Genomic DNA, 22,091 nt, shown 5'->3' on the forward strand with positions numbered 1-22,091 from the left:
AGAAATACGCGAAACGGGGTTGTTCTATCTTTAAATTTAATTACGCAACAAAGCCGATAAAAGATATAAAAATGCGGTTAAATATCGATGGCATAAGGTTGGGACAGAAAAGTTAATTCCAGAAGAGTGGCCTGTGTCTTAATTTATGTACAAAGTTTCGAAGCGGACATTGGATAGAATATTCTGTCCGCTTCATTTTCATATTAATCGAATAAACATCCTGTGCTGCATTCTTTGTGCGCTGCTCATTGCCAGTTTATCCTGTGCTCAATTGTTGTGTATAATTCTCTCTCGATTTTAGGTCGAAAAACAAACGTTGGAACGGTTTTTAACCAATTGAATCCAATAAATAAATTTTTTTATTGACTCATTATCTTAATCAGTTAAAGTACGCCTCGTTCTCAGGACAACACAGTTCTAGAGATAAAGAATTTTGTAGTGTTGATTCATTTCGACATTAAGATGGTGTTTTACTTTTCAGTAATCGGCATCGCAATAAAGAATTGCGTGCCCTGGTGGTGGAATTGGTAGACACAAGGGATTTAAAATCCCTCGACGTTCGCGTTGTGCCGGTTCAAGTCCGGCCCGGGGCACCATCTATTCGATTGTTACCTTGTTGGGTAGTAATCAACAGAGTTGTTCTCTTAAAACACTATTGAAGGCGCCTTGGCAGAGTGGCTATGCAGCGGATTGCAAATCCGTGGACCTCGGTTCGACTCCGGGAGGCGCCTCCATCATTTAGAAAGCCCGATCAGAAATGGTCGGGCTTTTTTACGTCTTTAGGAAAGTGATTTGGCTTTTGAGTGTTGCTAGTTAAAAGGTCCAAAGCTGATCAGTGAACTGTACTTTTTCGATACTGGATAGCACGTTCAAGCCGTCACGCGAAACAACGGTATCATTAAGCTGAAATTTACCATTCCCCAGATCATGAATTTGGTATTCACTTTTAGGGCCATGGGCGATCACTGTATTTACCCCCGCGTTTCCGGTTACGCGGTTGTCATGCTGGTTGATCTCAATATTCGCATCATTGTTACCTGATAGCGTTAGTTTAGTAAGGTATTGAGAGTGATGAGTATAGGACGTCACTGGGTCATACCTCATTTTAAATGTTCCGGTGAATGTATCGGCAAGGTATGCATCGTAAGTTAATGTTGGAGAGAAAATCTGTTCTACTATCGCTTGTGCATCGGAGTCTTCTTTTGAGAAATCGTCGCGGGTTTTAACTTGGTATAACCCCCACATACCTTTGCCGTTGTATGCTCCCCAAAGCCCGTAGTAGCTATCAATTACAGCGGCAAAGTACTCTTGATCAACGCTGACTTCTTCTTGCCACTCTTCTAAAATATCACGGGGTGGTGTGTAAGCATTGTGTAATGCTTGTCTCTGTATCGCATTAAATTCTTTTTGAAATTCAGGTAATGCGGTTACTGCATCTTCAGGCGCGTTAAAAACCCCGATGCCATAGTCATGGACTAAATGCAGTATTTCCTCATAAGAGGCGTCACGATGCTCTTCATAATCTTGTTGGACATACCATTTACCGCCTTCAACCTGAATCTCTTCTTCGAACAAGGGCTGCCCGGGCAAGTCATCGTTGTATCGTGGCTCATCGTAATAATTCATTAGCTTTAGTATTGCGCCATTGTCGGCCATCGCGTTTGCAATCTCGCGTTTTGAGTCAGTGCTCCCATACTTAGTGCCATCAACAGGGGTTAGATAGTGGTTGAGAACATTGACGGCTTTGACTATTTGATAATCGCTCAGGCGATCCATAATCAAAATATGGATAGATTTGCCATTCGGGGCATTGACCGCGACATATCGGTTGTAGCCTGCTTGAGAGTATTCAGCGAATTGAGAGGGAACGGCTTCAATCGTGACCCCATGCACAACTGACGGTGCTGCGTTTGCCTGATTGAATAGCGATTTACTTTGATTTGAACCGCATCCAATGAGAAAGATAGCTGTCGCTAAGGTAGCTAAAGATAGAGTTTTCATGACACACCTTATTATTCATACGAAGTATCAATATACGGAACTGAAGTGCGTTGTTTAGTGACAGAAGTTGCTGTTAGACAAACCCATACAATACCTTACAAAGCGAGGCTTAATTCGTTGCTACTAACTTTACCGGCTGCGAGTGAAGTAAAAATGAAAGCCTCAAATCAATGGACATGATTTTGCTACCAGATTTGAGTTCTTTGTTAGGGGTGATTACTTGTCGTTTCAAGATACGTGAGAGTGGCTTGAAGAGTCGTTGAGGATCGGCGATCGAATTCACTTTCAAGTATTTCATAAACCGTATGTGCTTCAAAGTTTGCCAACTGTGGATAAAGTAACGGCTCTTCCAAAAGCAACCCGATCAGTTTCTTCTGGGGACAAACACCATTAAGCGCAAGTTGATTGAGCGCTGCGTGCTGAATGCCGATATACGAATGTTTGATCAATTCTAAAAATTGTTGCTCGTCATTGATGTGTTTTATTAAGCCGACTCTTAAAGATAGGCAGGGTGATGACATCAGTGACAAACGGTTCTGTTGTATCCAATCATCGCCAAGCCAGTCGAGGATGTCGCCGATATTTTCGGATTGCTCATCTAGCAAGAGTTCTAACGTGAGCTGATTAAAGTGTGATGATTGTACATCGGAAAAGCTTATATTGTGTCTACATAAGGCATGAATCAAGGCGTGAAATGCCGCTTTGGTTAGATGACTTATTTTGTCGTCAGAGCAAAGGCTGCACAGCCATGTTTTGTTTGAGCAAAACTCTAGAGCGATCGCTTGATTTTCTAGAGCCTCTATCTTTGCAGATCTGTTAGAACGCTTCTTTACTGAAGTAGAAGTAGAAGTAGAAGTAGAAGTAGAAGTAGAAGTAGAAGTAGAAGTAGATGCGACGGTAGAGTCAGCGTTAGGGATAGCAGGTGAGTGAGCTTGTTTTAATGCATCAAGTGTTGATGTAATAAGTGCTGGTTGAGCATTAGCGTCAATGATTTCCGCGCTAATCATTTCATTTATAGGGGCAATGTTCGTTGCTGTTCTACTTTTTACTGAAGAAGCCGCAACTATGATACCTGATGTCCCTAAAGTGAGTTCTTTTAAATAGCTTTGGTGGCTAGTTTTTGGGTTTTTCGAAAGGTGTTCAATTAACAGTCGCTTGATAGAGTTACTGCAAGCTTCCTGCTGAAGTTGTTGACGAATAAAGGCGACGCTAAGTTGTTCGGAAGTTTCAGTTAATAGGCTGTTTAGGCTGTCGAGTTGTACTGACTCTTCCAACTTTGAAAACACTTGGTAGAAATGGGGTATAAAACGGGCAAGTTGAAGCTGTTTGTGCTGACTCTCCAAACTGCAAATCAGCAGAAGGAGCGTTGTGGTTGAATAAGCAACATTGGGTTTATTTTGAAGTTGGTCAATGACATGCAGTTTATCTTCGTTACTCAGTAGCCCTGTGAGTGAGTAGAGCGGTATACCAGATAGCAGTAACTCAAAATTAAGGTGCTTTATATCTACTAGGTAATTCCATTTCGCTAATTGATGTACGGAACTTTTTCTTATTGATGGATCTGAATGAGACAGGCCGTTTAAAAACACCTGCAGATATTCACGACAATCCATTTCAGATAGACGCTGAAATGCCACTTTTTGGCAGCTAATATCAGGGTGTTGTGTGGCTTTGTATAATACGACTTTGTCTTGAGTGTTTCTCAAAAAAATCCGAGTATCAGCGGTGCTTTTGAGTACGTTGTTTTCATTTAGCAGAGTCGGGGAGTGGCGCGAAAGTAAAGCAATGAGTTTGCCTTTTAGATCTGGCTCGGGGTCATTCTGAAGTCGGTGTAGTAAACGCAGAGACTGTTCGTGATCTAGTTGGTGTTTGTGATTGTCTAAAATCCGCGCAGCTATCAAGCTGATGTCATCTCCGTCATTCCAACCCCCATCCCAGTAGTCATTTTCGTCGCATACTGCTTCTAATAATACAGGAACAGCGAGTAGAGAGTGTTGGTTGTTCTCAATAGCCATTAACGATGCCAATTTAATTTCGCTGTCGTCCCAGTATTGATAGCAGTTGAGGATGGGCTCAATAGGCGCTGCATTATCTAAAGCGAGGCATTCAAGACTAGTGAGAACAAGGTCAGGATTCTGGGACTCTAACCTTTCTATAATCAGATATTTAGTGTTTTGAAAACGGCTTAATATTTGTGCTGCCAATACCTGTTCGGATAGGTTTCCAGTCAAGTAGATGTGTTTAACTTTGTGAAGTAATTTATCTAGAGACATTTATTCAAGCACCACTGAATTAACAAGTTTGAATAATAACTCTTATCATTTCTAATTGTATGATCCTAATCATATCTTTAATGTTTCATGTGTTAATAATAGGGGTAGATGATAGTAACCCCGAAGGAATGTCGATGAGCATCGCACTAAAAAGCTTGGTAGGAGTGTGTGCCCTTTTCTCTGCAACTCTATACGCCGCTCTGCCCCCTATGAGTATAAATACGGCGAAGGCAGAACTCGGTAAACGACTGTTTTTTGATACGCGCTTGTCCGGGGACGACTCGATATCGTGCTCCAGTTGCCACATTCCGTCTAATGGTTTTTCTTACCCTGAACCGTTGAGCCCTGCCTATACGGGGAGTGATGGATTTCGTAATGCTCCAACACTTATTAATACAGTCTATAAAGAAGTGTGGTTTCACGATGGTCGTATTGGCACCAACCTAAACGATGTGGTGCGGGAGAATATCACTGAAGACTGGCTGATGAATATGGACATGCGTTTGATGCAGGAACGCCTCAAACAAGACCCAATATACGTCGAGATGTTTAAAGCGGCTAATCTAGGGGAACCTTCAAATGGCGGAGTACGCAAAGCTCTGCCTGAATACCTAAAAACATTGACTTCGAAAAACGTCCCTTTTGACAAGGGTGAGCTTAGCGACTTAGCGAGCCAGGGAGAAAAACTGTTCACAGGCAAAGCGGGGTGCAGCCAATGCCATAGTGGCGCGCTGTTTTCGGACGGAAAGGCACACAATACCGGAGTGCCAGAAAATCATGAGATATTTTTAGACCCCATGCGACATCAATCTTTTCTTGCCTACAACATGTTTATGGGTGTGCAAGATTACTTAACGTTAAAGCGCGATGTTGGTGCGCATGTTCAAACTCATAAAGCGGATGGTAGCGATCGCGGTAAGTTCATAACGCCAACGCTGCGAGAGCTCAGTCAAACTGCGCCGTATATGCACAATGGCATGCTTGCCACGCTTGAAGATGTGGTTGAATTTTATAATCAAGGTGGTGGCGAAGACTCAAACAAAGACTCTCGACTCACCACGCTTTCCCTAACGGACTATGAAAAAAAGGCGCTGGTGGCTTTTTTGGAATCGTTATCTGGAGACGCCCTTATAGGCGAAGAATACGAATGGTTAGACTATGACTTCGGCTACGAATACACGGAGGATTGGTCAAATGCTCGTAACTAAACGCTCTGTATTAAAGGCAGCACTCTTTATTCTTATTGGGATGACGGGGCTTCCCAATGTTGTTAATGCAAAGGTACAGCTTGAGCCTCTAGGGGAGGTGCCTGTGCCTGCGGATAATAAACAAACACCAGAAAAAATTGAGTTGGGAAAGATCTTATTTTATGACGGTCGGCTAAGTGGCGATACGACTAGCCCATGTGCTGGTTGCCATATTCAATCTCAGGGCTGGGGTTTTCCTGATGATTTATCCATGGGATATCCGGGTACGGTACATTGGCGTAATAGCCAAACGATTATTAATGCGGCTTATTATGACAAATTTTTCTGGGCGGGCAGCGCTATGTCATTGGAAGCGCAAGCCAAAGATGCTGCGAAGGGCGCGGTCGCGGGTAATGGTGAAGATGACATCATGGAAGCGCGTTTAGCCTTAGTACCTGAGTATGTTGAACGTTTTAAGCGAGTGTTTGGTGATGATACACCGAAGATAAATAATGCTTGGCGCGCCATCGCTGCGTTTCAACGCACTATGATTCAACGTGATACACCAATAGACAACTATTTACTCGGTGACAAAACCGCGTTGTCTGAGTCCCAATTGAAGGGAAAAGCACTGTTTGAGGGCAAAGCGAATTGCATTGCTTGTCACAACGGGGCTTTGGCATCTGACCAGAAATTCTACAACATTGGCGTGCCGCCAAGCCCTTGGTGGAATGATGATGGACTGGCACAGATAACGTTTCGATTTGAGCTTTATTCTAAAGGTGTCACCGAAGAGATGTACCGCACTACAAAGGCCGATCCCGGTGCTTACTTTCGTGCAAAACGTAAGGAGATGTTAGGTAAGTTTCGCACGCCAAGCCTACGTTATACAAAATACACAGCGCCATACATGCACAATGGCACTATTCCAACTTTAGAAGCGGTAATTGATTTTTACGATCAAGGTGGTGTAGCGGATGACGGGCGTACTACAGGGTATCCTCAGACCAAATCTGCTTTGATTCAACCTCTCGGTTTAACGGAGCAAGATAAAAAGAACTTACTGAGCTTTATCGAAGCATTTTCAGGTGAACAGATTTTTATTGAAGAGCCGACAATTCCAGAATACCAACCGTTATTTACTAAAGAAGAACTTGCTGGAGCAGAAAAATGATCGCCAACTCAGAGCAAAATTCGAGTAAACGACACAACAAATGCATGATGTCACGACGTAATTTTTTACTTTATTCCGGCGCGGCCACTGCCGTATCTATGGTTCCTCTTACCTTATTTGCAGGCACGGATTCTGAAACTCAGGTTGAAGGTCGTATTGTTGGTTACCCGCGTAAGAAAATCGCAAAGTTAAGTCAACTCAGTAACCACATTCCGGTTCACTTTCAATATCCAGATGAAGGAAAAAACTCGATTGCGATGCTGGTTAAATCCGACATCGAATGTGGCGGTGGGATAGGGTTACAGCGAGATATTGTGGCGTACTCGATGACGTGTACTCATCAAGGCGGGCCTTTAACTGGTGCTTACAAAGCAACAGGGGAGCATCGCATTGTCGGGCAATGTCCATTCCACCTGTCTACATTTGATTTACGACGTCATGGCATTATGGTTTCTGGTCAAGCCTTTGAGAGCTTACCTCAAGTACTGCTCGCGCTCGAAGGTGACGACATCTATGCAGTTGGCGTTATGGGGTTGATCTTTGGTCGCATGGAAAACCTGATCGATGTGGAGGTAGTTTAATGAGTGAATCTTCTTCAAGCAATCAATCTCCTTTAAACCGTCAGTACCTTCAACCGACAAATACTTTACTGCCTCCTGTTCATGCTGAAGTTATCACAACAGCCTGTGATTATTGTATCGTGGCGTGCGGTTATAAGGTTTACCGTTGGCCTGTGAGTAGCCCTTCCGGTGGGCCTGCTGCAAGTGAAAATGCATTTGGTGTCGATTTCCCGGTTCATGCTCTGCAAGCTTGGGTTTCGCCACAGCAACATAATATTGTTTCGCATAATGGCAAACCACACCATGTGGTTGTAGTGGCAGACAAAGACATACAGGTCGTCAATAAAGGCGGTGACTCTTCGGTTCGTGGTGGACTGCTCGCAAGAAAGCTTTATAACCCAGAAACACCAACCAAAGATCGATTGAAGCAACCACTTGTTCGAATTAACGGTCAGTTACAACCGGTAGAATGGGATTTTGCGTTGGATATAGCGGCCCAAGTTGGCCGTCATGTGATTGATACGCACAGTTCGAACAGTTACTGCGTAAAAACCTATTCCTATCAGTATATTGAAAACACCTATGCGATAACAAAGTACGCTTTACGTCATGTGAATACCGCGAATTTTTCGTTTCATGATACGCCGTCAGATGTTACCGCAACCCCAGGGTTTCGAGATGCGGGTTTTGATAATTTCGCTCCGAGTTATGATGATTGGGGCGCGGCAGACACCTTAATGATCTGCGGGACGGACCCATATGAGACAAAAACCATCATCTTTACCCAATTCATTATGCCAGCGGTACATCGCGGAATGAAAACGGTGATTTTGAATCCTCGTGAAACGGCTGGAATAGCGTGGCTTAAAGCTCAAGGTGGATTGCACCTCGATATTAATCCCGGTAGCGATAATCTTGTGATTGGTGCAATTGCTCGAGTGATCTTAGAGCAAGGCTGGCAAGACAATGAGTGGATTGAAAACTGGGTCAATAATAAGTGGGAATCGAGCTCTGGCTTTGGCCAAGGTACGCGTAATACGCCATGGCAATGGAGAACCACTTGGGGCAAGTTCCAAACCGATGGCTTTGATGATTATAAGCAATGGAATTTGGAGCAGAAAGAGTACGTACCTGAGTATGCCGCATCGATAGCGGGTATCGATGTGGAGAAGATTCATAAAGCTGCTGAGATGTTGGCAATGCCAGTGAATGGTCAAAGAGTTAAAGCCTCAATTGGTATAGAGAAGGGCTTTTATTGGTCGAATAATACCGGAAATACCAACGCCATTGCCTCCCTTGCAACGATCATCGGTACTGGTGGCCGAGAAGGGCGTGTGATTGGTCGATTTGGTGGGCATCAACGCGGTGGGCTAGCGGGTGGGAAACTACCAAGGAATAAGTCACCTGAAAAAGTGGCAGGCAGACGCAGACGCTCAATAGACACCGATAGATATCTCTATTCCGGGCATACCCGTATGGCCCATGTCATTGGTACAACATGGATTCAAGCTATGTGTGGTAGTTATGGGTTGAAAGAGAAATTCACCGACTTAACAGCACGTAATCCTCACCAAGCGATGCGACGTGATAAACAGCACATTATAGATACACTCAAAAAGCGTGCAGATTCCGGTGGAATGGTCGTCATCAATCAAGATATTTATTTACGTGATCCTATTGGTAAACAATTCGCTGATATCATCTTTCCGGCCGCGACTTGGGGGGAAGAGGATTTCATGCGCGCTAATGGTGAGCGTCGTCTACGCCTTTACCAAAAGTTCGCTGATGCGCCGGGTCAGGCTAAGCCAGACTGGTGGATTGTTGCTCAAATGGCTTCGCGAATGGGGTACGATGGGTTTGATTGGCAAAACTCAAATGACGTTGCTGAAGAGTCATCACGATTTAGCCGTGGTAGCCGTAAAGATTTTAATATGATTAAAGTTGCAGCACATGCTGAAGGGAAAACTCTTCATCAAAAGCTCGCTGAATTTGGTACTGAAGGGATTCAAGGGCCTGTTTTTTATAACTATGATACCAAAAAGCTGATTGGCACTAAGCGCTTGCATGACACTGAAATGAGTTGGGATGATTTGGTCGACAAAGGGCTACAGGATGGGCCTCAAGGCGCCAATATTATGCGTAAACAGCTCACTCAATTTAATAGTCAGACGGGGAAGGTCAATCTTCAAAAACATCCTTGGGATCTGTTTAGTGATTTCCATGCTTGGCTTACTCCCCAAAAGGACGAGTTGTGGTTCTCGAATGGTCGTATCAACGAAATTTGGCAGTCAGGGTTTGATGATACCGAGCGCAGGCCTTACATCACTCATCGCTGGCCTGAAAACTGGATTGAAGTTCACCCAGAAGATGCGGACAAACGGGGCATAGAAGCCGGAGATGAAGTGCTTGTGTACTCGGAGCGGGTGGCCAATTTTAAAGATACGATTCTGGGTATCGAGTCAGATGATTTTCAGTTTAGTAACCTAATGAAAAATGGTCACATTCAACTGGATTACGCGGAGATTAAAGCCGTTGCGATTGTCACCTCAGCCACGAAAAAAGGTGTGTTGTATTGCAATATGATGGACATGAAGAACCCAGCGAATGCTTTAACAACAAGGGTAGTTGACCAAATCAGTGGTAACTACAACTACAAAATGGGCGTCGCCAAAATAAAGAAAATTGGTGAATCAAAATATAAGCGTGAGTTTGAAGGGTTCTCCTTTGCACCACGTAACATTGTGTAAGGGAAGTTTATGTTTGGCGTATTATTGGTTTTGCATGTATTGGCTGCCACCATTTGGACGGGAGGGCACATTATTCTCAGCGTCGTTATCCTTCCTAAAGTCTTGAAACACCGTTCTCCAGAAATGTTATTGGAATTTGAGCAAGGGTACGAAAAGGTGGGAATGCCTGCTTTGGTAGTTCAAGTGGTGACTGGGTTGATGCTCGCTTATCACATGTTGCCGGACGTTAGCTTATGGTTTGATATGTCGATTCCACTGGCTCATGGCATTGCCGCTAAATTGACGTTGCTGTCTCTGACGGTATTGCTAGCCCTAGACGCACGCTTTCGTGTGATTCCAAAACTATCGAAGGACAACTTGGTTGATATGGCGCTGCATATTGTGCCAGTGACCATTATTTCAATTTTGTTTGTGGTTGTCGGAGTTTCATTTAGAACGGGTTGGCTAGTTTGATCTGCTTTTACGTTTAGTGCGGAATATTTGACAATGTCTAAGTTAGATAAGTTAGAAGAAACAGCGCCAATTCGGCGGTGTTTCTTCTTGTTACTGACCCCTTAGCCTGTCTTCAGGCTGGCATTCCTATCACACATCAACAGAGAGCTGATGCTTCAAGGAAGGGACAAAGGTTATTGAACCTTTTGCTCTGCTTGATCGAGCAAGCCTTGCATCTTTTTCTGAGCTCTGCGACTCACACGTTTTTTTGCCGCGGTGCGAGCTTCTTCTAAGTTAACACTTGGATCACCAACAACCACAAGTGCCACCATTCCGTGTCGGTGATGTACTTTACATTTTATGCCATAAACTCCGGGCTTATCAAAAGTGACTTCCTGAGCATTTGACCCAGATATCATAAGAGGTTTAGCTCCGTCAGGAAGCATCCCTTGAATGCTATGAGCAGTATGAGAGCCAACGGTTCCTTTAAAAAGCACCTTGTCACCAGGTTCGATTTCTACGTAATCAGGAATGAATTGATACATCTTGTCGATGTTTTCAGAATTCATGTCCATCACTTGTTTGATGACCTTTGTTTCAGCACACGCAGGGGCTGCAATAATAGATAGGATTAGTAAAATTAGGCGCATCGTATTCACTCTGTTAAATAAGAATTATTTTCAATAATGCTAATTTATTCAGGGTTTGGTTGGAAGTTGATTTTTACATCACACATGTGAATCAAAAGGGTTCTTGTGTTAGATCAAGCAAACAAACCGATGACCCAAGTTATAAACTGAGTTCATCTCGACATTAAAGGGCGAACAGCTTTGTTTACATTCCGAATAGGTAGGAGTGGTTTTCACAATTACACATAGTTTTTCACGCAAACGGTGTTCTACATGTATTTATAGGCTTCTATATATATTTATAAGAAGCTAAATGAAAATGATTGTCATTTACTTGCGTTATTGGTAACCTATTATGAAACTTTACAACATTCCGCTTAATGCACTGAAGTGTATATAAAACCCCGCTAAACCCTATATAAACTATGGTCATTCGTTTGCTTTGCTTGTTAATTAAGCATATCTACCTCTTTTGTTCTACCCCTTTAGGGTAGTTTGTTTTCGTAATTGATTTACATCATATTTTCATTTTCTTTCATAATTCATTATTCGCTCAGTTAAGAAATATATAACCTTCAGGAATTCTTATGAGCAAGATGAAGCTAGTCGTAATCGGTAACGGGATGGTCGGTCATCGCTATATCGAAGATTTAGTCGAGAAGACAGATGTTGCAAACATGGACATCACGGTGTTCTGCGAAGAACCACGTGTTGCGTATGACCGTGTGCACCTTTCTTCTTACTTTTCACACCATACTGCAGATGAACTTTCTTTGGTAAAAGAAGGCTTCTACGAGAAACACGGCATCAACATGCTGATCGGTGAACGTGCTATCAACGTTAACCGTGAAAAGAAAACAGTTTACTCAAGCACTGGTCGTGAAATTCAATACGACAAACTTGTTCTTGCGACTGGTTCTTTCCCGTTTGTACCGCCAATTAAAGGCCACGAAGGTAAAGACTGTTTTGTTTACCGTACTATCGAAGACTTAAAAGCTATCGAAGCGACGGCAAAGAACTCAAAGTCTGGTGTTGTTGTTGGTGGTGGTCTACTTGGTCTTGAAGCGGCTGGTGCACTAAAGGCATTAGGTGTGACGACTCACGTTGTAGAGTTTGCTCCCAAGCTTATGGCAGAGCAGCTTGATCTTGCTGGTGGTAATCAACTTCGTCAAAAAATCGAACGTATGGGCGTAAACGTTCATACAAGTAAGAACACGCTTGAAATTGCTCCTGAAGGCACTGAAGCTCGTAACGTAATGCGTTTTGCAGACGGTACAGAGCTAGAAACTGATTTCATCGTATTCTCTGCTGGTATTCGCCCACAAGACAAACTTGCTCGTCAAATGGGCCTAGGTATTGCGCCTCGCGGTGGTATCGAGATTAACGATCACTGTCAAACAACAGACAAAGATATCTACGCTATCGGTGAGTGTGCATCTTGGAACCAAACGTTCTACGGTCTAGTGGCTCCTGGTTACAAAATGGCGACAGTGGCGGTTGACCACGTTGTCGGTAACGAAAGCACATTTGAAGGTGCAGACATGTCTGCGAAGCTTAAGCTTCTTGGCGTGAAAGTAGGTTCTATCGGTGATGCTAACGGCCGCACTCCAGGTTGTAAGAGCTACGTTTACCAAAACGAAGAACAAGAAATTTACAAGCGACTAATCGTTTCTGAAGACAACAAGAAGCTGCTTGGCGCGGTAATGGTCGGTGATACGTCTGACTATGGTGATCTTCTTCAGTTAATGCTGAATGAAATCGACCTGCCAGAGCATCCAGATGCATTGATTCTTCCTGCTCACGCGGGTGCTGAAAAGCCAACGCTTGGCGCGGATTCTCTTCCTGAGTCTGCTGTTATCTGTTCTTGTTTCGATGTAACTAAAGGCAAGATCGCTCAAGCCGTTGCTGAAGGTCACCACACAATTGGTGATATCAAAGCAGTAACTGGTGCGGGTACTGGCTGTGGTGGTTGTATTCCACTTGTGACTTCAGTACTGAACGCTGAACTTGCTAAAGCCGGTGTTGAAGTGAAGAACGACGTATGTGAGCACTTTGCTTACTCTCGCCAAGAGCTTTTTCACCTGATTCGTATCGAAGAAATCAAAACATTCGACGAGTTACTAGAGAAATACGGCAAAGGCTACGGCTGTGAAGTATGTAAGCCTCTAGCGGGTTCTATTCTTGCGTCTTGCTGGGGTGAGCACATCCTTAAGCCTGAGCTAGTGAAGCTGCATGATACCAACGACAACTTCCTAGGTAACATCCAAAAAGACGGTACTTACTCTGTTATCCCTCGTATGGCAGGTGGTGAAGTAACGCCTCAAGCACTAAGCGTTCTTGCTGATGTAGCGGCTGAATACAACCTGTACACCAAGATCACAGGTGCACAGCGTATCGGTCTATTCGGTGCTCAAAAAGATGACTTACCAGCAATCTGGAAGAAGTTAGTTGCTGCGGGCTACGAAACAGGTCAAGCGTACGCGAAGGCGCTACGTATGGCTAAGACATGTGTCGGTTCAACTTGGTGTCGTTACGGCGTTCAAGATTCAGTTGGCCTAGGTGTGATGATCGAGAACCGTTACAAAGGCATCCGTACTCCTCATAAGATGAAGTTTGGTGTGTCTGGCTGTACTCGTGAGTGTGCTGAAGCTCAAGGTAAAGATTTAGGTATTATCGCGACTGACGCGGGTTGGAACATGTACGTGTGTGGTAACGGTGGTATGAAGCCTCGTCACGCAGACCTACTGGCAAGCGACCTAGACCAAGAAACACTGTTGAAATACATCGACCGTTTCATGATGTTCTACATCCGCACGGCTGCGCCACTACAACGTACTTCGGTATGGATGGACAACCTAGAAGGTGGCGTTGACTACCTACGTGAAGTGATTGTTGATAACAAACTTGGCATCAATGACCAGCTTGAAGCTGACGTGGCTGGCCTAGTGGGTAACTTCGCTTGTGAGTGGACTGACACTATCAACGACGAAGCTCAACTTAAGCGCTTCTCACACTTCATCAATGCTGATGACCGTGATGAAAACGTTGTGTTTGTTGACGATGGCCGTGAACAACACCGCCCAGCGACATTCACAGAAAAACACCCAGAAGCGAAGGGCGACATCCTTCACGTTGAACTGGTTTAATTGGGAGACGACATCATGGCATTTACCAAAGTTTGTAAGATCGAAGATATTATTCCAGGTACCGGTGTTTGTGCATTGGTTGGTGGTGAGCAAGTTGCTATTTTCCGCCCAACTAAAGCCGAAGAAGTTTTCGCTATTAGTAATACTGACCCGTTTTTCCAATCAAACGTTTTATCTCGTGGTTTAACGGTTGAGCACAAAGGTGAGCTTTGGGTGGCGAGCCCACTTAAGAAGCAACGCTTTAACCTAGCAACAGGTGTGTGCATGGAAGACGAGAGCTTCAGTGTAAAAGCATATAAAGCTCGCGTTACTAAAGGTGCTGTAGAAGTTTCAGCATAGTTAGTTTGAAACCATAGTTAGTTCGAAACTTCGATACAGTTACTTAGCAAGATTTGATAGATCAAGGGTTCTAGTTGTCGACATTGCCTTAATTCGGCAATTAGAACCTTTTCCTATCCGATTTCAACTTTTAATTTTAACTTTTTAAGGACAATCTTATGTCTACTGATTTTAAACCAGCAGAATTCGTTCAAACAATGATCGATGTAGGTGAAGCGAAAACGAAAACAAGTACTCGTGATCTACTGATTCGAAGCACAATGGCAGGCATCATTCTTTCTCTTGCTGTTGTAGTGGCAATCACGACTATCGTGCAAACAGGCATTGGTATTGTTGGCGCTCTTGTGTTCCCTGTGGGCTTCGTCATTCTAAGTGTAATGGGCTATGACCTAGTAACAGGTGTATTTGGCCTTGCTCCTTTAGCGAAATTTGATAACCGTCCAGGTATTACTTGGGGTCGTATTTTACGTTGTTGGGGTCTTGTTGGTCTTGGTAACCTTATCGGTTCTTTAATTGTTGCAGTGTTAGTGGCAATTTCACTTACAGGTAACTTCTCTTTAGAACCAAACGCAGTTGCTCAAAAGTTCATTGCTGTTTCTACAGGTCGTAGCCTAGGGTTTGAAAACATGGGCATGGACGGCTGGATCACATGTTTCGTGCGCGGCATCTTCTGTAACCTAATGGTTTGTCTAGGTGTGATTGGTAACATGACTGCACGTACAGTTGCTGGTCGTGTAGCAATGATGTGGTTCCCGATCTTCATCTTCTTCGCACTTGTATTTGAGCACACAGTTGTAAACATGTTCCTATTCCCACTGGGTATGATTCTTGGCGCTGACTTCGGTATCGCGACATGGTTGAACTTCAACCTTATCCCAACAATTTTAGGTAACATCGTTGGTGGCCTACTGTTAACGTGTGTTCCTCTATACCTGACTCATGCTAAAACAGCTCCTTCTCTAGGCGCGAAGTAATACGGTAAACGTAAGTTAGTATGAGATTGAAAGCCCCAACAACGTGTTTGGGGCTTTTTTAGTTTGAAAGCTGTCAGTGTATTCTCGGGCAGACAACATCTTAGTTATCATGGATGCGTTGTTTGCTATTGAGCAAAACATCCGCAATAGATTGTTTTGTTATAATTATTTCTATCTTCGTTAGTATTTAGACTGAATATTTATTTCAACACCTGATAGTCTAAGAGTTAAGGATTTTGATAAGTCATCATGAATACAGTGACTTATCACATAGATTGAAGCTTGAGATAAAACAAGCAAACCTTCGGAGCGCAGAATGTCAGAAGTATCGTCATCGAATGTTAAAGAAGTAAGCAATGGATTTGTTTCATTGGTAGGTGCAGGTCCGGGCGACCCAGACTTACTTACACTAAAAGCCGCACGAGTGATTCAACAAGCAGACGTTTTGGTTTATGACCGCTTGGTATCAAAAGATATCTTAGCGATGGCTAATCCAGAAGCTGAAATGTTGTATGTGGGTAAGAAGCTCGATCATCACTGCGTGCCACAAGATCAGATCAACCAACTATTGGTGACCAAAGCACAAGAAGACAAGCACGTTGTGCGTCTAAAAGGTGGTGATTCGTTTATCTTTGGCCGTGGTGGCGAAGAGTGCGAAACGTTAGCTGAGAATGACGTGAGATTTGAAGTGATTCCTGGCATTACTGCAGCCGCAGGAGCGACCGCATATGCGGGAATTCCATTGACTCACCGTGACCACGCGCAAAGCGTACAGTTTATTACGGGTCATTTGAAGAAAGATGGCGAAGATATTGACTGGCGTTCTCTTGCTCAACACAATCACACGATCGTGTTTTACATGGGCTTGAAAGAGAGTCCTAATATTCAGAAGAATTTACTCGATAACGGTATGCGAGAAGACATGCCAGTTGCGATTATCGAAAATGGCACTCGCCAAGAGCAGAAAGTGTTTAGAGGTGGGCTACGTGACCTAGCTGATCTTGCTGGCGTTGCAAAGAGCCCAGCACTGATTGTGGTTGGAAGTGTTGCTCAGCTCCATGAAAAACTGGCTTGGTTTAACAAGCAAGCTTAAGTGATTGATGATCAAGCTTAGCTTGTTAGCTTGTTAGCTTGTTAGCTTGGTTGATGGTTGATGGTTGATGGTTGATGGTTGATGGTTGATGGTTGTTTGCTTGATGGTTAACCAAAGGCTTAGCTGACCAAGAATCAAATACTGCAGCGGCTACTCTGTCGCTGCATTTCTTGTTGGCGCATGGGCATTTCGTCAATAATATTGGTGATTAAACTCCAATCGGTTTTACCACTCCACCTGTGTTTCTCTTTCCCGTCTTTGCCAATCAACACGGCAGTGTGTGAACCTTTGGGTATTCCATAACTGTTAGTCACTGCATCCAAATTAAACTCTTCAACTAACCATGCAGGAACGGTGTAGCCGCTTTCGGCGATGACCATGATAACTACATCTCGCTCGTCCAATTGACAATTGTTAATCAAGACTTCATTGAGAAACTCTTTTACGATCGAATCATCTGTTGGAGCGAAATAAATAACACTGCGGTGTGGCAGAGCTTTGGAATGAGAGTAGGCTGGGTAGGCGTGTAACGAGTTGACTGACAGAATCATAAACATAACCGTGCTTGTTATTAAAGCGTTCAGTGTTTTGGAAATTACGTTTGTTACCGATGCCTTAGTTATCGCAGCCTTAGTTATCGCAGCCTTAGTTATTGCCGCGCAGCAACGTGTCAATACTGAGTCAATGGTGTCGCTGCCGAGGCATGATCTGATTATTTGTCGGTACTTCATGTTCCACCTTCCTCGATAAACCCAAACAAGCTCTAAGTTAATAACAACTACGTTAAGCCAATAACAACTACGTTAAGCATAGCTAATGAGTTCATTTTTATTAAAGAAAGCGACTCGCATTTTAGAAGTGAATAGAATAGGGTATACGGAAAATCTAAAGGTATGAATTTATGGAAAACATAGCAATTTTGGTCGACGTTCAGAACGTTTACTATACAACACGCGATAAATACCGTTCTAACTTCGACTATAACCAGTTTTGGTATGTTGCCACGGAAGGACGTAACGTTGTCGAAGCCAATGCTTACGCAATCTCAAGCCAAGATCCTAAACAGCGCCAATTCCACCATATCCTTCGTGGTGTTGGTTTTAATGTGAAGCTAAAACCGTTTATTCAGCGTCGTGATGGTAGCGCCAAAGGGGATTGGGATGTCGGTATCGCGTTAGACGCGATAGAGCTTGCGGAGACGGTTGATACGATTGTTTTGGTATCAGGAGACGGTGATTTTGAAATCTTGGTAGAGCGAATCAAAGAGCGTTTTGGAAAGCCTGTTGAAGTATATGGCGTTCCTGGGTTAACAGCTCAAAATCTTATCGATTCTGCCTCAAAATTTGTACCGATTGAAAAAGATTTTCTTCTATAGAGGAAATCACGCACTTTATAATTGAAATCAATAATAACGATAATTAGAATGCAAACAGTTCTTATTTATCGGTGTGTGAAATGTCTCGTGTTTTAGTTGTTGATGATGATATTCAGTTGTGTGAGTTACTGGGTGAAGTGTTGGAAAATGAAGGGTATCACGTTGATACCGTTCATTGCGGTGAATCAGCTCTAGAGTTTATTCAATCAAATCCTGTTGATTTAGTCTTACTCGATGTGATGCTCCCCAATTTAAGTGGTATTCAAGTCGCAAGACGTATTTGTCAGCGTTTTGCTACTCCTATCCTTATGCTAACTGCGCTTAATGATGATGCCTCCATGCTAGATGGCTATCAAGCCGGGGCAGATCAATACATCGCTAAGCCTTTCAATGTTCCTGAGCTTTTGACCCGGATTAAGGTGATCTTACGCCGAGTTGGGTTTGAGCGTCAAAGACAATCAATGGCTTCATCTAATCAAGGTTTGTGCGAGCAACTTACCCGTTTACCTTTAACCGGCACTGAAAAAGAGTTGCTCGATTATCTGATCAAAAATAATGGCATCGTTGTATCAAAATCTGACTTGCAAGTACATGTATTGAAGAAAGAACTGTGTCCATTCGACCGTAACTTAGATATGCATATCAGCAACATACGTCGAAAATTGGTGCAGGCTGGCTTATCAAAGCAACATATTAAAACTGTGCGCGGTCAAGGCTACAGCTACCTAGAGTCGGTAGGAGTATGAGTAACTGGTTTCTACGGTGCCCTGATTTCGTTATCAAGCGTAAGGATGGCTTAACGTTTCAGCTGTTCAGTTGCCTGACCGTGATTTTAGTCAGTATCCTCATCCTTCAAGGTGTCGCAGAACGAGCGCTGATGAAAGCCTTGTTGAAGGTACCTGAACCTGTCAAAGCTGAAATGTTGGATTTGGCTTATCAAGCTAATGTACTGATCGAAGAAGGGGACATGGATGAGCTTGCCGACTGGGGCAATGCCCAACGTTATTATTTATTCATTATCGATGAAAACAACCGACCGATTACCCACCGACACATGCATCCGCATTTTGAATTTAAGTTGAAGTACCTGCGTACATTAGACCATCAACTCAGTGATCGTGTGAGTAAGCCTATCTTCGGCTTGCCACTTGATAACGGCAATACACTCGTGATCCAACTGCCAGGCCAGTTTCATCCAGCAAAATCCTTTGCTCCGTATTCCTATGCGCTGAAAGCTGTGATTGCTTTGATCGTGTTGTCGCTGTTTTCGATTATTATGGCGAAAAGTTTGCAGCAGCCACTCGATCGTTTAAGGGAGGCCAGTCGAAGGCTCGCACAAGGAGACTTTTCAGTGAGTGTTGTGTCTGAGTTGGATTCAACTACACGTGAATTCAATGAGCTTGCCAAGGATTTTGACCATATGACCTTTGAGATTAAGTCTCTGGCTGAAAAGCAGCGTCGTTTGATTCGTGATGTATCACATGAGTTGAGGACACCGTTAGCAAGGCAGAATCTCGCATTACATTTGCTACGTAGTAAGGTCGATGAAAAAAGTATGGGTTTACTCGAACGGATGGAAAGCGAAACGGAAGAGATGAATAAGCTGGTGGGTGAAATTCTTGAGTTCAGTCGCCTAGAAACCTCTCGCTATGATTCTAAGTTAACTCCAATGCATCTTGAGCATTATTGCTCAATGCTAATTGCGCAGATGCAAAATGACTTGAAACCTAATCAAACTTTGACTGGTGATTTGGAAACAGCGACATCAATGGTTAATGTTGATGAGAGGCTACTTTTGAGGGTGATCAGTAACCTTGTAGGAAATGCGATCAAATACGCAGGGGGCAATGCGGATATTGTCGTCAAGACCTACGGGCAGGTCAATGATAAGCGTTACAGTGTCATTTCTGTGGAGGATGATGGTGAAGGTATTCCAGATAACAAGATTGCAGATATCTTTGACCCGTTTACCCGCATTGAGTCAGCCAGAGATAAACAGTCTGGTGGTTACGGTCTTGGACTCGCGATCGTTAAGGAAGCCATGGGAGTGATGAATGGGCATGTTACCGCTGAGAACAGAGAAGGTGGGGGACTTAGAGTGAACCTTATGTTTCCTATCGTAGATTAAGCTTTAGGCTCAGCCCCTGTAATGAGAAAATAGTTTCGGCTCAAAGGGCACCCAATAAAAAACGCCACTGTATCTGCAGTGGCGTTTTTGTATACACGCTTTTCATTATCAGGCTAAGGCACAGCCATTAATTGCGCCTTGACTTGAAAGTAAGAGCACCAGAGAAGCTAGATCATGCCTGTTGGCGTGCTAGCTTTACTTCTTCTTCTTTCTCACCGGCTGCTGGGTCATTGAAGCGAGCTTCGTCAAAAGATCCTTCAGATTTAGCCACAATGATAGTTACGGCACTATCACCAGTGATGTTTACGGCAGTACGGATCATGTCAAGAAGACGGTCAACACCCATGATTAATGCGATACCTTCGAGCGGCAGTCCAACTTGGTTCAATACCATCGCTAGCATAACAAGACCAACACCTGGAACACCTGCGGTACCCACAGAAGCCAGTGTCGCTGTTAGGATCACCATTAGGTAATCACCCATAGTCAGGTCGATGTTGTACGCTTGTGCGATAAACGCCGTTGCAACACCCTGCATGATAGCAGTACCGTCCATGTTGACAGTTGCGCCTAGTGGAACTGTGAACGAAGCGACTTTGTTGTCTACGCCCATGCGGTTTTTAGCCGTTTCCATTGTCACTGGAATCGTTGCGTTTGAAGATGCTGTTGAGAATGCAAACATGATTGCATCTTCCATCTTACGTAGGAACGTAATTGGGCTAAGGCCTGTAAACCCTTTAAGCATCGCACTGTAAGTTACTAAACCGTGTAACAGTAGAGTACCAGCTAACACTAAGAAATATTCCGCTAGGTTCCAAATTGCGCTTAAACCAAGGCCAGAGAACAGCTTCGCCATCAAGAAGAACACACCGTAAGGCGCAAGGTTCATCAGCAGCGCAACCAGTTTCATGATTACTTCGTTCAAATCAGAGAAAACCGCAGCGATACGCTCACCTGGTTTACCCGCTGCACTGATTGCAATACCAAACAACACAGCAAATACGATAACTTGTAGCGTTTTGCCCTCAGCCATCGCCTGAATAGGGTTGGTCGGGAACATGTCGATGATGACTTGGCCCAAAGAAGGAGCATCAGCTGATTTGAAAGAGCTCGCAGCAGTAAGATCCGCACCCGCTCCAGGTTGGAACAGGTTACCTATAGTCAATGCTAGAGTGATAGCAACGGCTGTAGTACCGATATAAAGTGCAAGCGTTTTGCCCCCCATACGGCCAAGAGTTGATAAATCTTTAAGAGAGCTTGTACCGCACACGAGTGAAACGAAGACGAGTGGTACAACAAGCATTTTTAAACTGGCGACAAAGATCTGTCCGCCTACTTCAAAGAGTCCGTTAACGATGTAGTTGTTAACAAATCCGCTGTCTGCAAAAAGGGATTGAATGGCAAATCCCGTTAATATGCCCACGACCATGCCGAGGATAACTCGACCAGTTAGAGACATAGGTTTCTTGGTATTCATTTAGAACACTCCTTATTATTTATAACTTTGATACCTTTCCAAAGTGAGCAGGAGATTAGCAGTCGGTTGTTTAAATCGAAAAACAAAAAATGAGTTTGGAATTACAGATGTGATCATAATCACTGATAATCGTTCAAATAAAACAAATTAAAACAAAATAATTCACCATTCATTTACATTTATCGAGTGTTTTATACAAAAAATCGTCGTTCTGAAGGTAATAAATAAGATAAGAGGATTTTGTTATAGATGTTTGCTTATTACATTGACTGCGCAAATGGCGGTGTTTCAAAAAGTTTGGCGCAGAGAACCGATTTTTAATTCAAGTGCTCGTTAAATGACTGTATTGAATTGGTTTCTTTTAACTGCAGGCTAACGACTCGTCAGCTCGTCTTTACAAAACTTTACGAATGCAAAGAATGTAAATTTAATGCAAATAGTAATAGTTATCACTTATATTCCCCCCTCGAAATAATTCAGTGGTACCGGAAACGGTCTAACGGACACATCGAATAAATAACAAAGTGTTCGTCTAAAAGAATAAAAGTGGAGAAAA

General features: G+C 43.5%; 18 protein-coding genes and 2 tRNA genes. 15 read left to right on the top strand and 5 right to left on the bottom strand.

Going from position 1 to position 22,091, the window contains the following annotated elements; all coding sequences use genetic code 11:
• Nucleotides 1-509 precede the first annotated feature (509 nt).
• Nucleotides 510-596, top strand: a tRNA-Leu gene (locus ACED28_RS07765).
• A gap of 64 nt (nt 597-660) precedes the next feature.
• A tRNA-Cys gene (locus tag ACED28_RS07770) sits at nt 661-734 on the top strand.
• A 79-nt stretch (nt 735-813) separates the two neighbouring features.
• Here ACED28_RS07770 and ACED28_RS07775 read toward each other — a convergent pair.
• Both ACED28_RS07775 and ACED28_RS07780 read right to left on the bottom strand, forming a co-directional pair.
• Nucleotides 814-2,001, bottom strand: coding sequence for a hypothetical protein (locus tag ACED28_RS07775; protein WP_371709592.1), 1,188 nt, complete (start codon nt 1,999-2,001; stop codon nt 814-816).
• Between the two features lie 206 nt (nt 2,002-2,207).
• Entirely contained in the window at nt 2,208-4,274 is a 2,067-nt protein-coding gene (locus tag ACED28_RS07780; RefSeq protein ID WP_371709593.1) for a hypothetical protein, read from the bottom strand.
• A gap of 134 nt (nt 4,275-4,408) precedes the next feature.
• Between ACED28_RS07780 and ACED28_RS07785 the strand changes: the two genes are divergently transcribed.
• The 5 genes from ACED28_RS07785 to ACED28_RS07805 are packed head-to-tail and all read left to right on the top strand — an operon-like array spanning nt 4,409 to nt 10,395.
• Nucleotides 4,409-5,482, top strand: coding sequence for a cytochrome-c peroxidase (locus ACED28_RS07785; RefSeq protein ID WP_371709594.1), 1,074 nt, complete (start codon nt 4,409-4,411; stop codon nt 5,480-5,482).
• Nucleotides 5,469-6,635, top strand: coding sequence for a cytochrome-c peroxidase (locus ACED28_RS07790; protein WP_371709595.1), 1,167 nt, complete (start codon nt 5,469-5,471; stop codon nt 6,633-6,635). The genes ACED28_RS07785 and ACED28_RS07790 overlap by 14 nt, the downstream gene beginning before the upstream one ends.
• Nucleotides 6,632-7,216, top strand: coding sequence for an arsenate reductase (azurin) small subunit (locus ACED28_RS07795; RefSeq protein ID WP_371709596.1), 585 nt, complete (start codon nt 6,632-6,634; stop codon nt 7,214-7,216). Before ACED28_RS07790 ends, ACED28_RS07795 begins: the two co-directional genes overlap by 4 nt.
• Nucleotides 7,216-9,942, top strand: coding sequence for a molybdopterin-dependent oxidoreductase (locus ACED28_RS07800; RefSeq protein WP_371709597.1), 2,727 nt, complete (start codon nt 7,216-7,218; stop codon nt 9,940-9,942). Before ACED28_RS07795 ends, ACED28_RS07800 begins: the two co-directional genes overlap by 1 nt.
• Nucleotides 9,943-9,951: 9 nt before the next feature.
• Nucleotides 9,952-10,395, top strand: coding sequence for a CopD family protein (locus ACED28_RS07805; protein WP_004731117.1), 444 nt, complete (start codon nt 9,952-9,954; stop codon nt 10,393-10,395).
• A gap of 173 nt (nt 10,396-10,568) precedes the next feature.
• Here the strand turns inward: ACED28_RS07805 and ACED28_RS07810 are convergent, their stop codons facing one another.
• On the bottom strand, nt 10,569-11,024 hold the full coding sequence (locus ACED28_RS07810; protein WP_371709598.1) for a plastocyanin/azurin family copper-binding protein: 456 nt from the start codon (nt 11,022-11,024) through the stop codon (nt 10,569-10,571).
• Between the two features lie 566 nt (nt 11,025-11,590).
• Here ACED28_RS07810 and nirB point away from each other — a divergent pair.
• From nirB to cobA, 4 genes are all read left to right on the top strand, one after another.
• Entirely contained in the window at nt 11,591-14,149 is a 2,559-nt protein-coding gene (nirB, locus tag ACED28_RS07815) for a nitrite reductase large subunit NirB (RefSeq protein WP_371709599.1), read from the top strand.
• A gap of 15 nt (nt 14,150-14,164) precedes the next feature.
• A complete protein-coding gene (gene nirD, locus ACED28_RS07820) occupies nt 14,165-14,488 on the top strand; it encodes a nitrite reductase small subunit NirD (RefSeq protein WP_009845418.1) in 324 nt (107 codons plus the stop codon).
• 158 nt (nt 14,489-14,646) lie between these two features.
• On the top strand, nt 14,647-15,462 hold the full coding sequence (locus tag ACED28_RS07825; protein WP_012600575.1) for a formate/nitrite transporter family protein: 816 nt from the start codon (nt 14,647-14,649) through the stop codon (nt 15,460-15,462).
• Nucleotides 15,463-15,778: 316 nt separating this feature from the next.
• Nucleotides 15,779-16,555: a uroporphyrinogen-III C-methyltransferase gene (gene cobA / locus ACED28_RS07830; protein ID WP_371709600.1), complete on the top strand. Its 777-nt coding sequence runs from the start codon at nt 15,779-15,781 to the stop codon at nt 16,553-16,555.
• 134 nt (nt 16,556-16,689) lie between these two features.
• Here cobA and ACED28_RS07835 read toward each other — a convergent pair whose 3' ends face one another.
• Nucleotides 16,690-17,208: a DUF4174 domain-containing protein gene (locus ACED28_RS07835; RefSeq protein WP_371709630.1), complete on the bottom strand. Its 519-nt coding sequence runs from the start codon at nt 17,206-17,208 to the stop codon at nt 16,690-16,692.
• Here ACED28_RS07835 and ACED28_RS07840 point away from each other — a divergent pair.
• From ACED28_RS07840 to ACED28_RS07855, 4 genes are all read left to right on the top strand, one after another.
• Complete coding sequence (locus tag ACED28_RS07840; RefSeq protein WP_371709632.1) at nt 17,144-17,305, top strand: hypothetical protein; 162 nt, start codon at nt 17,144-17,146, stop codon at nt 17,303-17,305. The two genes, ACED28_RS07835 and ACED28_RS07840, sit on opposite strands and share 65 nt — an antisense overlap.
• A 151-nt stretch (nt 17,306-17,456) precedes the next feature.
• Complete coding sequence (locus ACED28_RS07845) at nt 17,457-17,930, top strand: NYN domain-containing protein (RefSeq protein WP_009845414.1); 474 nt, start codon at nt 17,457-17,459, stop codon at nt 17,928-17,930.
• An 80-nt stretch (nt 17,931-18,010) separates the two neighbouring features.
• Nucleotides 18,011-18,676, top strand: coding sequence for a response regulator transcription factor (locus ACED28_RS07850; protein ID WP_012600578.1), 666 nt, complete (start codon nt 18,011-18,013; stop codon nt 18,674-18,676).
• Nucleotides 18,673-20,058, top strand: a complete 1,386-nt coding sequence (locus ACED28_RS07855) for a histidine kinase sensor domain-containing protein (RefSeq protein WP_371709601.1) — start codon at nt 18,673-18,675, stop codon at nt 20,056-20,058. The genes ACED28_RS07850 and ACED28_RS07855 overlap by 4 nt, the downstream gene beginning before the upstream one ends.
• A gap of 172 nt (nt 20,059-20,230) precedes the next feature.
• On the opposite strand, the gene ACED28_RS07860 is transcribed toward ACED28_RS07855, so the two are convergent.
• Entirely contained in the window at nt 20,231-21,535 is a 1,305-nt protein-coding gene (locus ACED28_RS07860) for a dicarboxylate/amino acid:cation symporter (protein ID WP_012600580.1), read from the bottom strand.
• Between the last annotated feature and the right edge of the window lie 556 nt (nt 21,536-22,091).

Origin of the sequence: Vibrio sp. 1F253, from assembly GCF_041439295.1 — a bacterium.
Taxonomy (GTDB): Bacteria; Pseudomonadota; Gammaproteobacteria; order Enterobacterales; family Vibrionaceae; genus Vibrio; species Vibrio tasmaniensis_A.

Bases quoted from the DNA above. Each gene is read 5' to 3' on its own strand.
- ACED28_RS07775 (WP_371709592.1), bottom strand. From the start codon at position 2,001: ATGAAAACTCTATCTTTAGCTACCTTAGCGACAGCTATCTTTCTCATT.
- ACED28_RS07850 (WP_012600578.1), top strand. From the start codon at position 18,011: ATGTCTCGTGTTTTAGTTGTTGATGATGATATTCAGTTGTGTGAGTTA.
- ACED28_RS07845 (WP_009845414.1), top strand. From the start codon at position 17,457: ATGGAAAACATAGCAATTTTGGTCGACGTTCAGAACGTTTACTATACA.
- ACED28_RS07805 (WP_004731117.1), top strand. From the start codon at position 9,952: ATGTTTGGCGTATTATTGGTTTTGCATGTATTGGCTGCCACCATTTGG.
- ACED28_RS07795 (WP_371709596.1), top strand. From the start codon at position 6,632: ATGATCGCCAACTCAGAGCAAAATTCGAGTAAACGACACAACAAATGC.
- ACED28_RS07855 (WP_371709601.1), top strand. From the start codon at position 18,673: ATGAGTAACTGGTTTCTACGGTGCCCTGATTTCGTTATCAAGCGTAAG.
- ACED28_RS07800 (WP_371709597.1), top strand. From the start codon at position 7,216: ATGAGTGAATCTTCTTCAAGCAATCAATCTCCTTTAAACCGTCAGTAC.
- ACED28_RS07860 (WP_012600580.1), bottom strand. From the start codon at position 21,535: ATGAATACCAAGAAACCTATGTCTCTAACTGGTCGAGTTATCCTCGGC.
- nirD (WP_009845418.1), top strand. From the start codon at position 14,165: ATGGCATTTACCAAAGTTTGTAAGATCGAAGATATTATTCCAGGTACC.
- ACED28_RS07780 (WP_371709593.1), bottom strand. From the start codon at position 4,274: ATGTCTCTAGATAAATTACTTCACAAAGTTAAACACATCTACTTGACT.
- ACED28_RS07785 (WP_371709594.1), top strand. From the start codon at position 4,409: ATGAGCATCGCACTAAAAAGCTTGGTAGGAGTGTGTGCCCTTTTCTCT.
- ACED28_RS07790 (WP_371709595.1), top strand. From the start codon at position 5,469: ATGCTCGTAACTAAACGCTCTGTATTAAAGGCAGCACTCTTTATTCTT.
- ACED28_RS07810 (WP_371709598.1), bottom strand. From the start codon at position 11,024: ATGCGCCTAATTTTACTAATCCTATCTATTATTGCAGCCCCTGCGTGT.
- nirB (WP_371709599.1), top strand. From the start codon at position 11,591: ATGAGCAAGATGAAGCTAGTCGTAATCGGTAACGGGATGGTCGGTCAT.
- ACED28_RS07825 (WP_012600575.1), top strand. From the start codon at position 14,647: ATGTCTACTGATTTTAAACCAGCAGAATTCGTTCAAACAATGATCGAT.
- cobA (WP_371709600.1), top strand. From the start codon at position 15,779: ATGTCAGAAGTATCGTCATCGAATGTTAAAGAAGTAAGCAATGGATTT.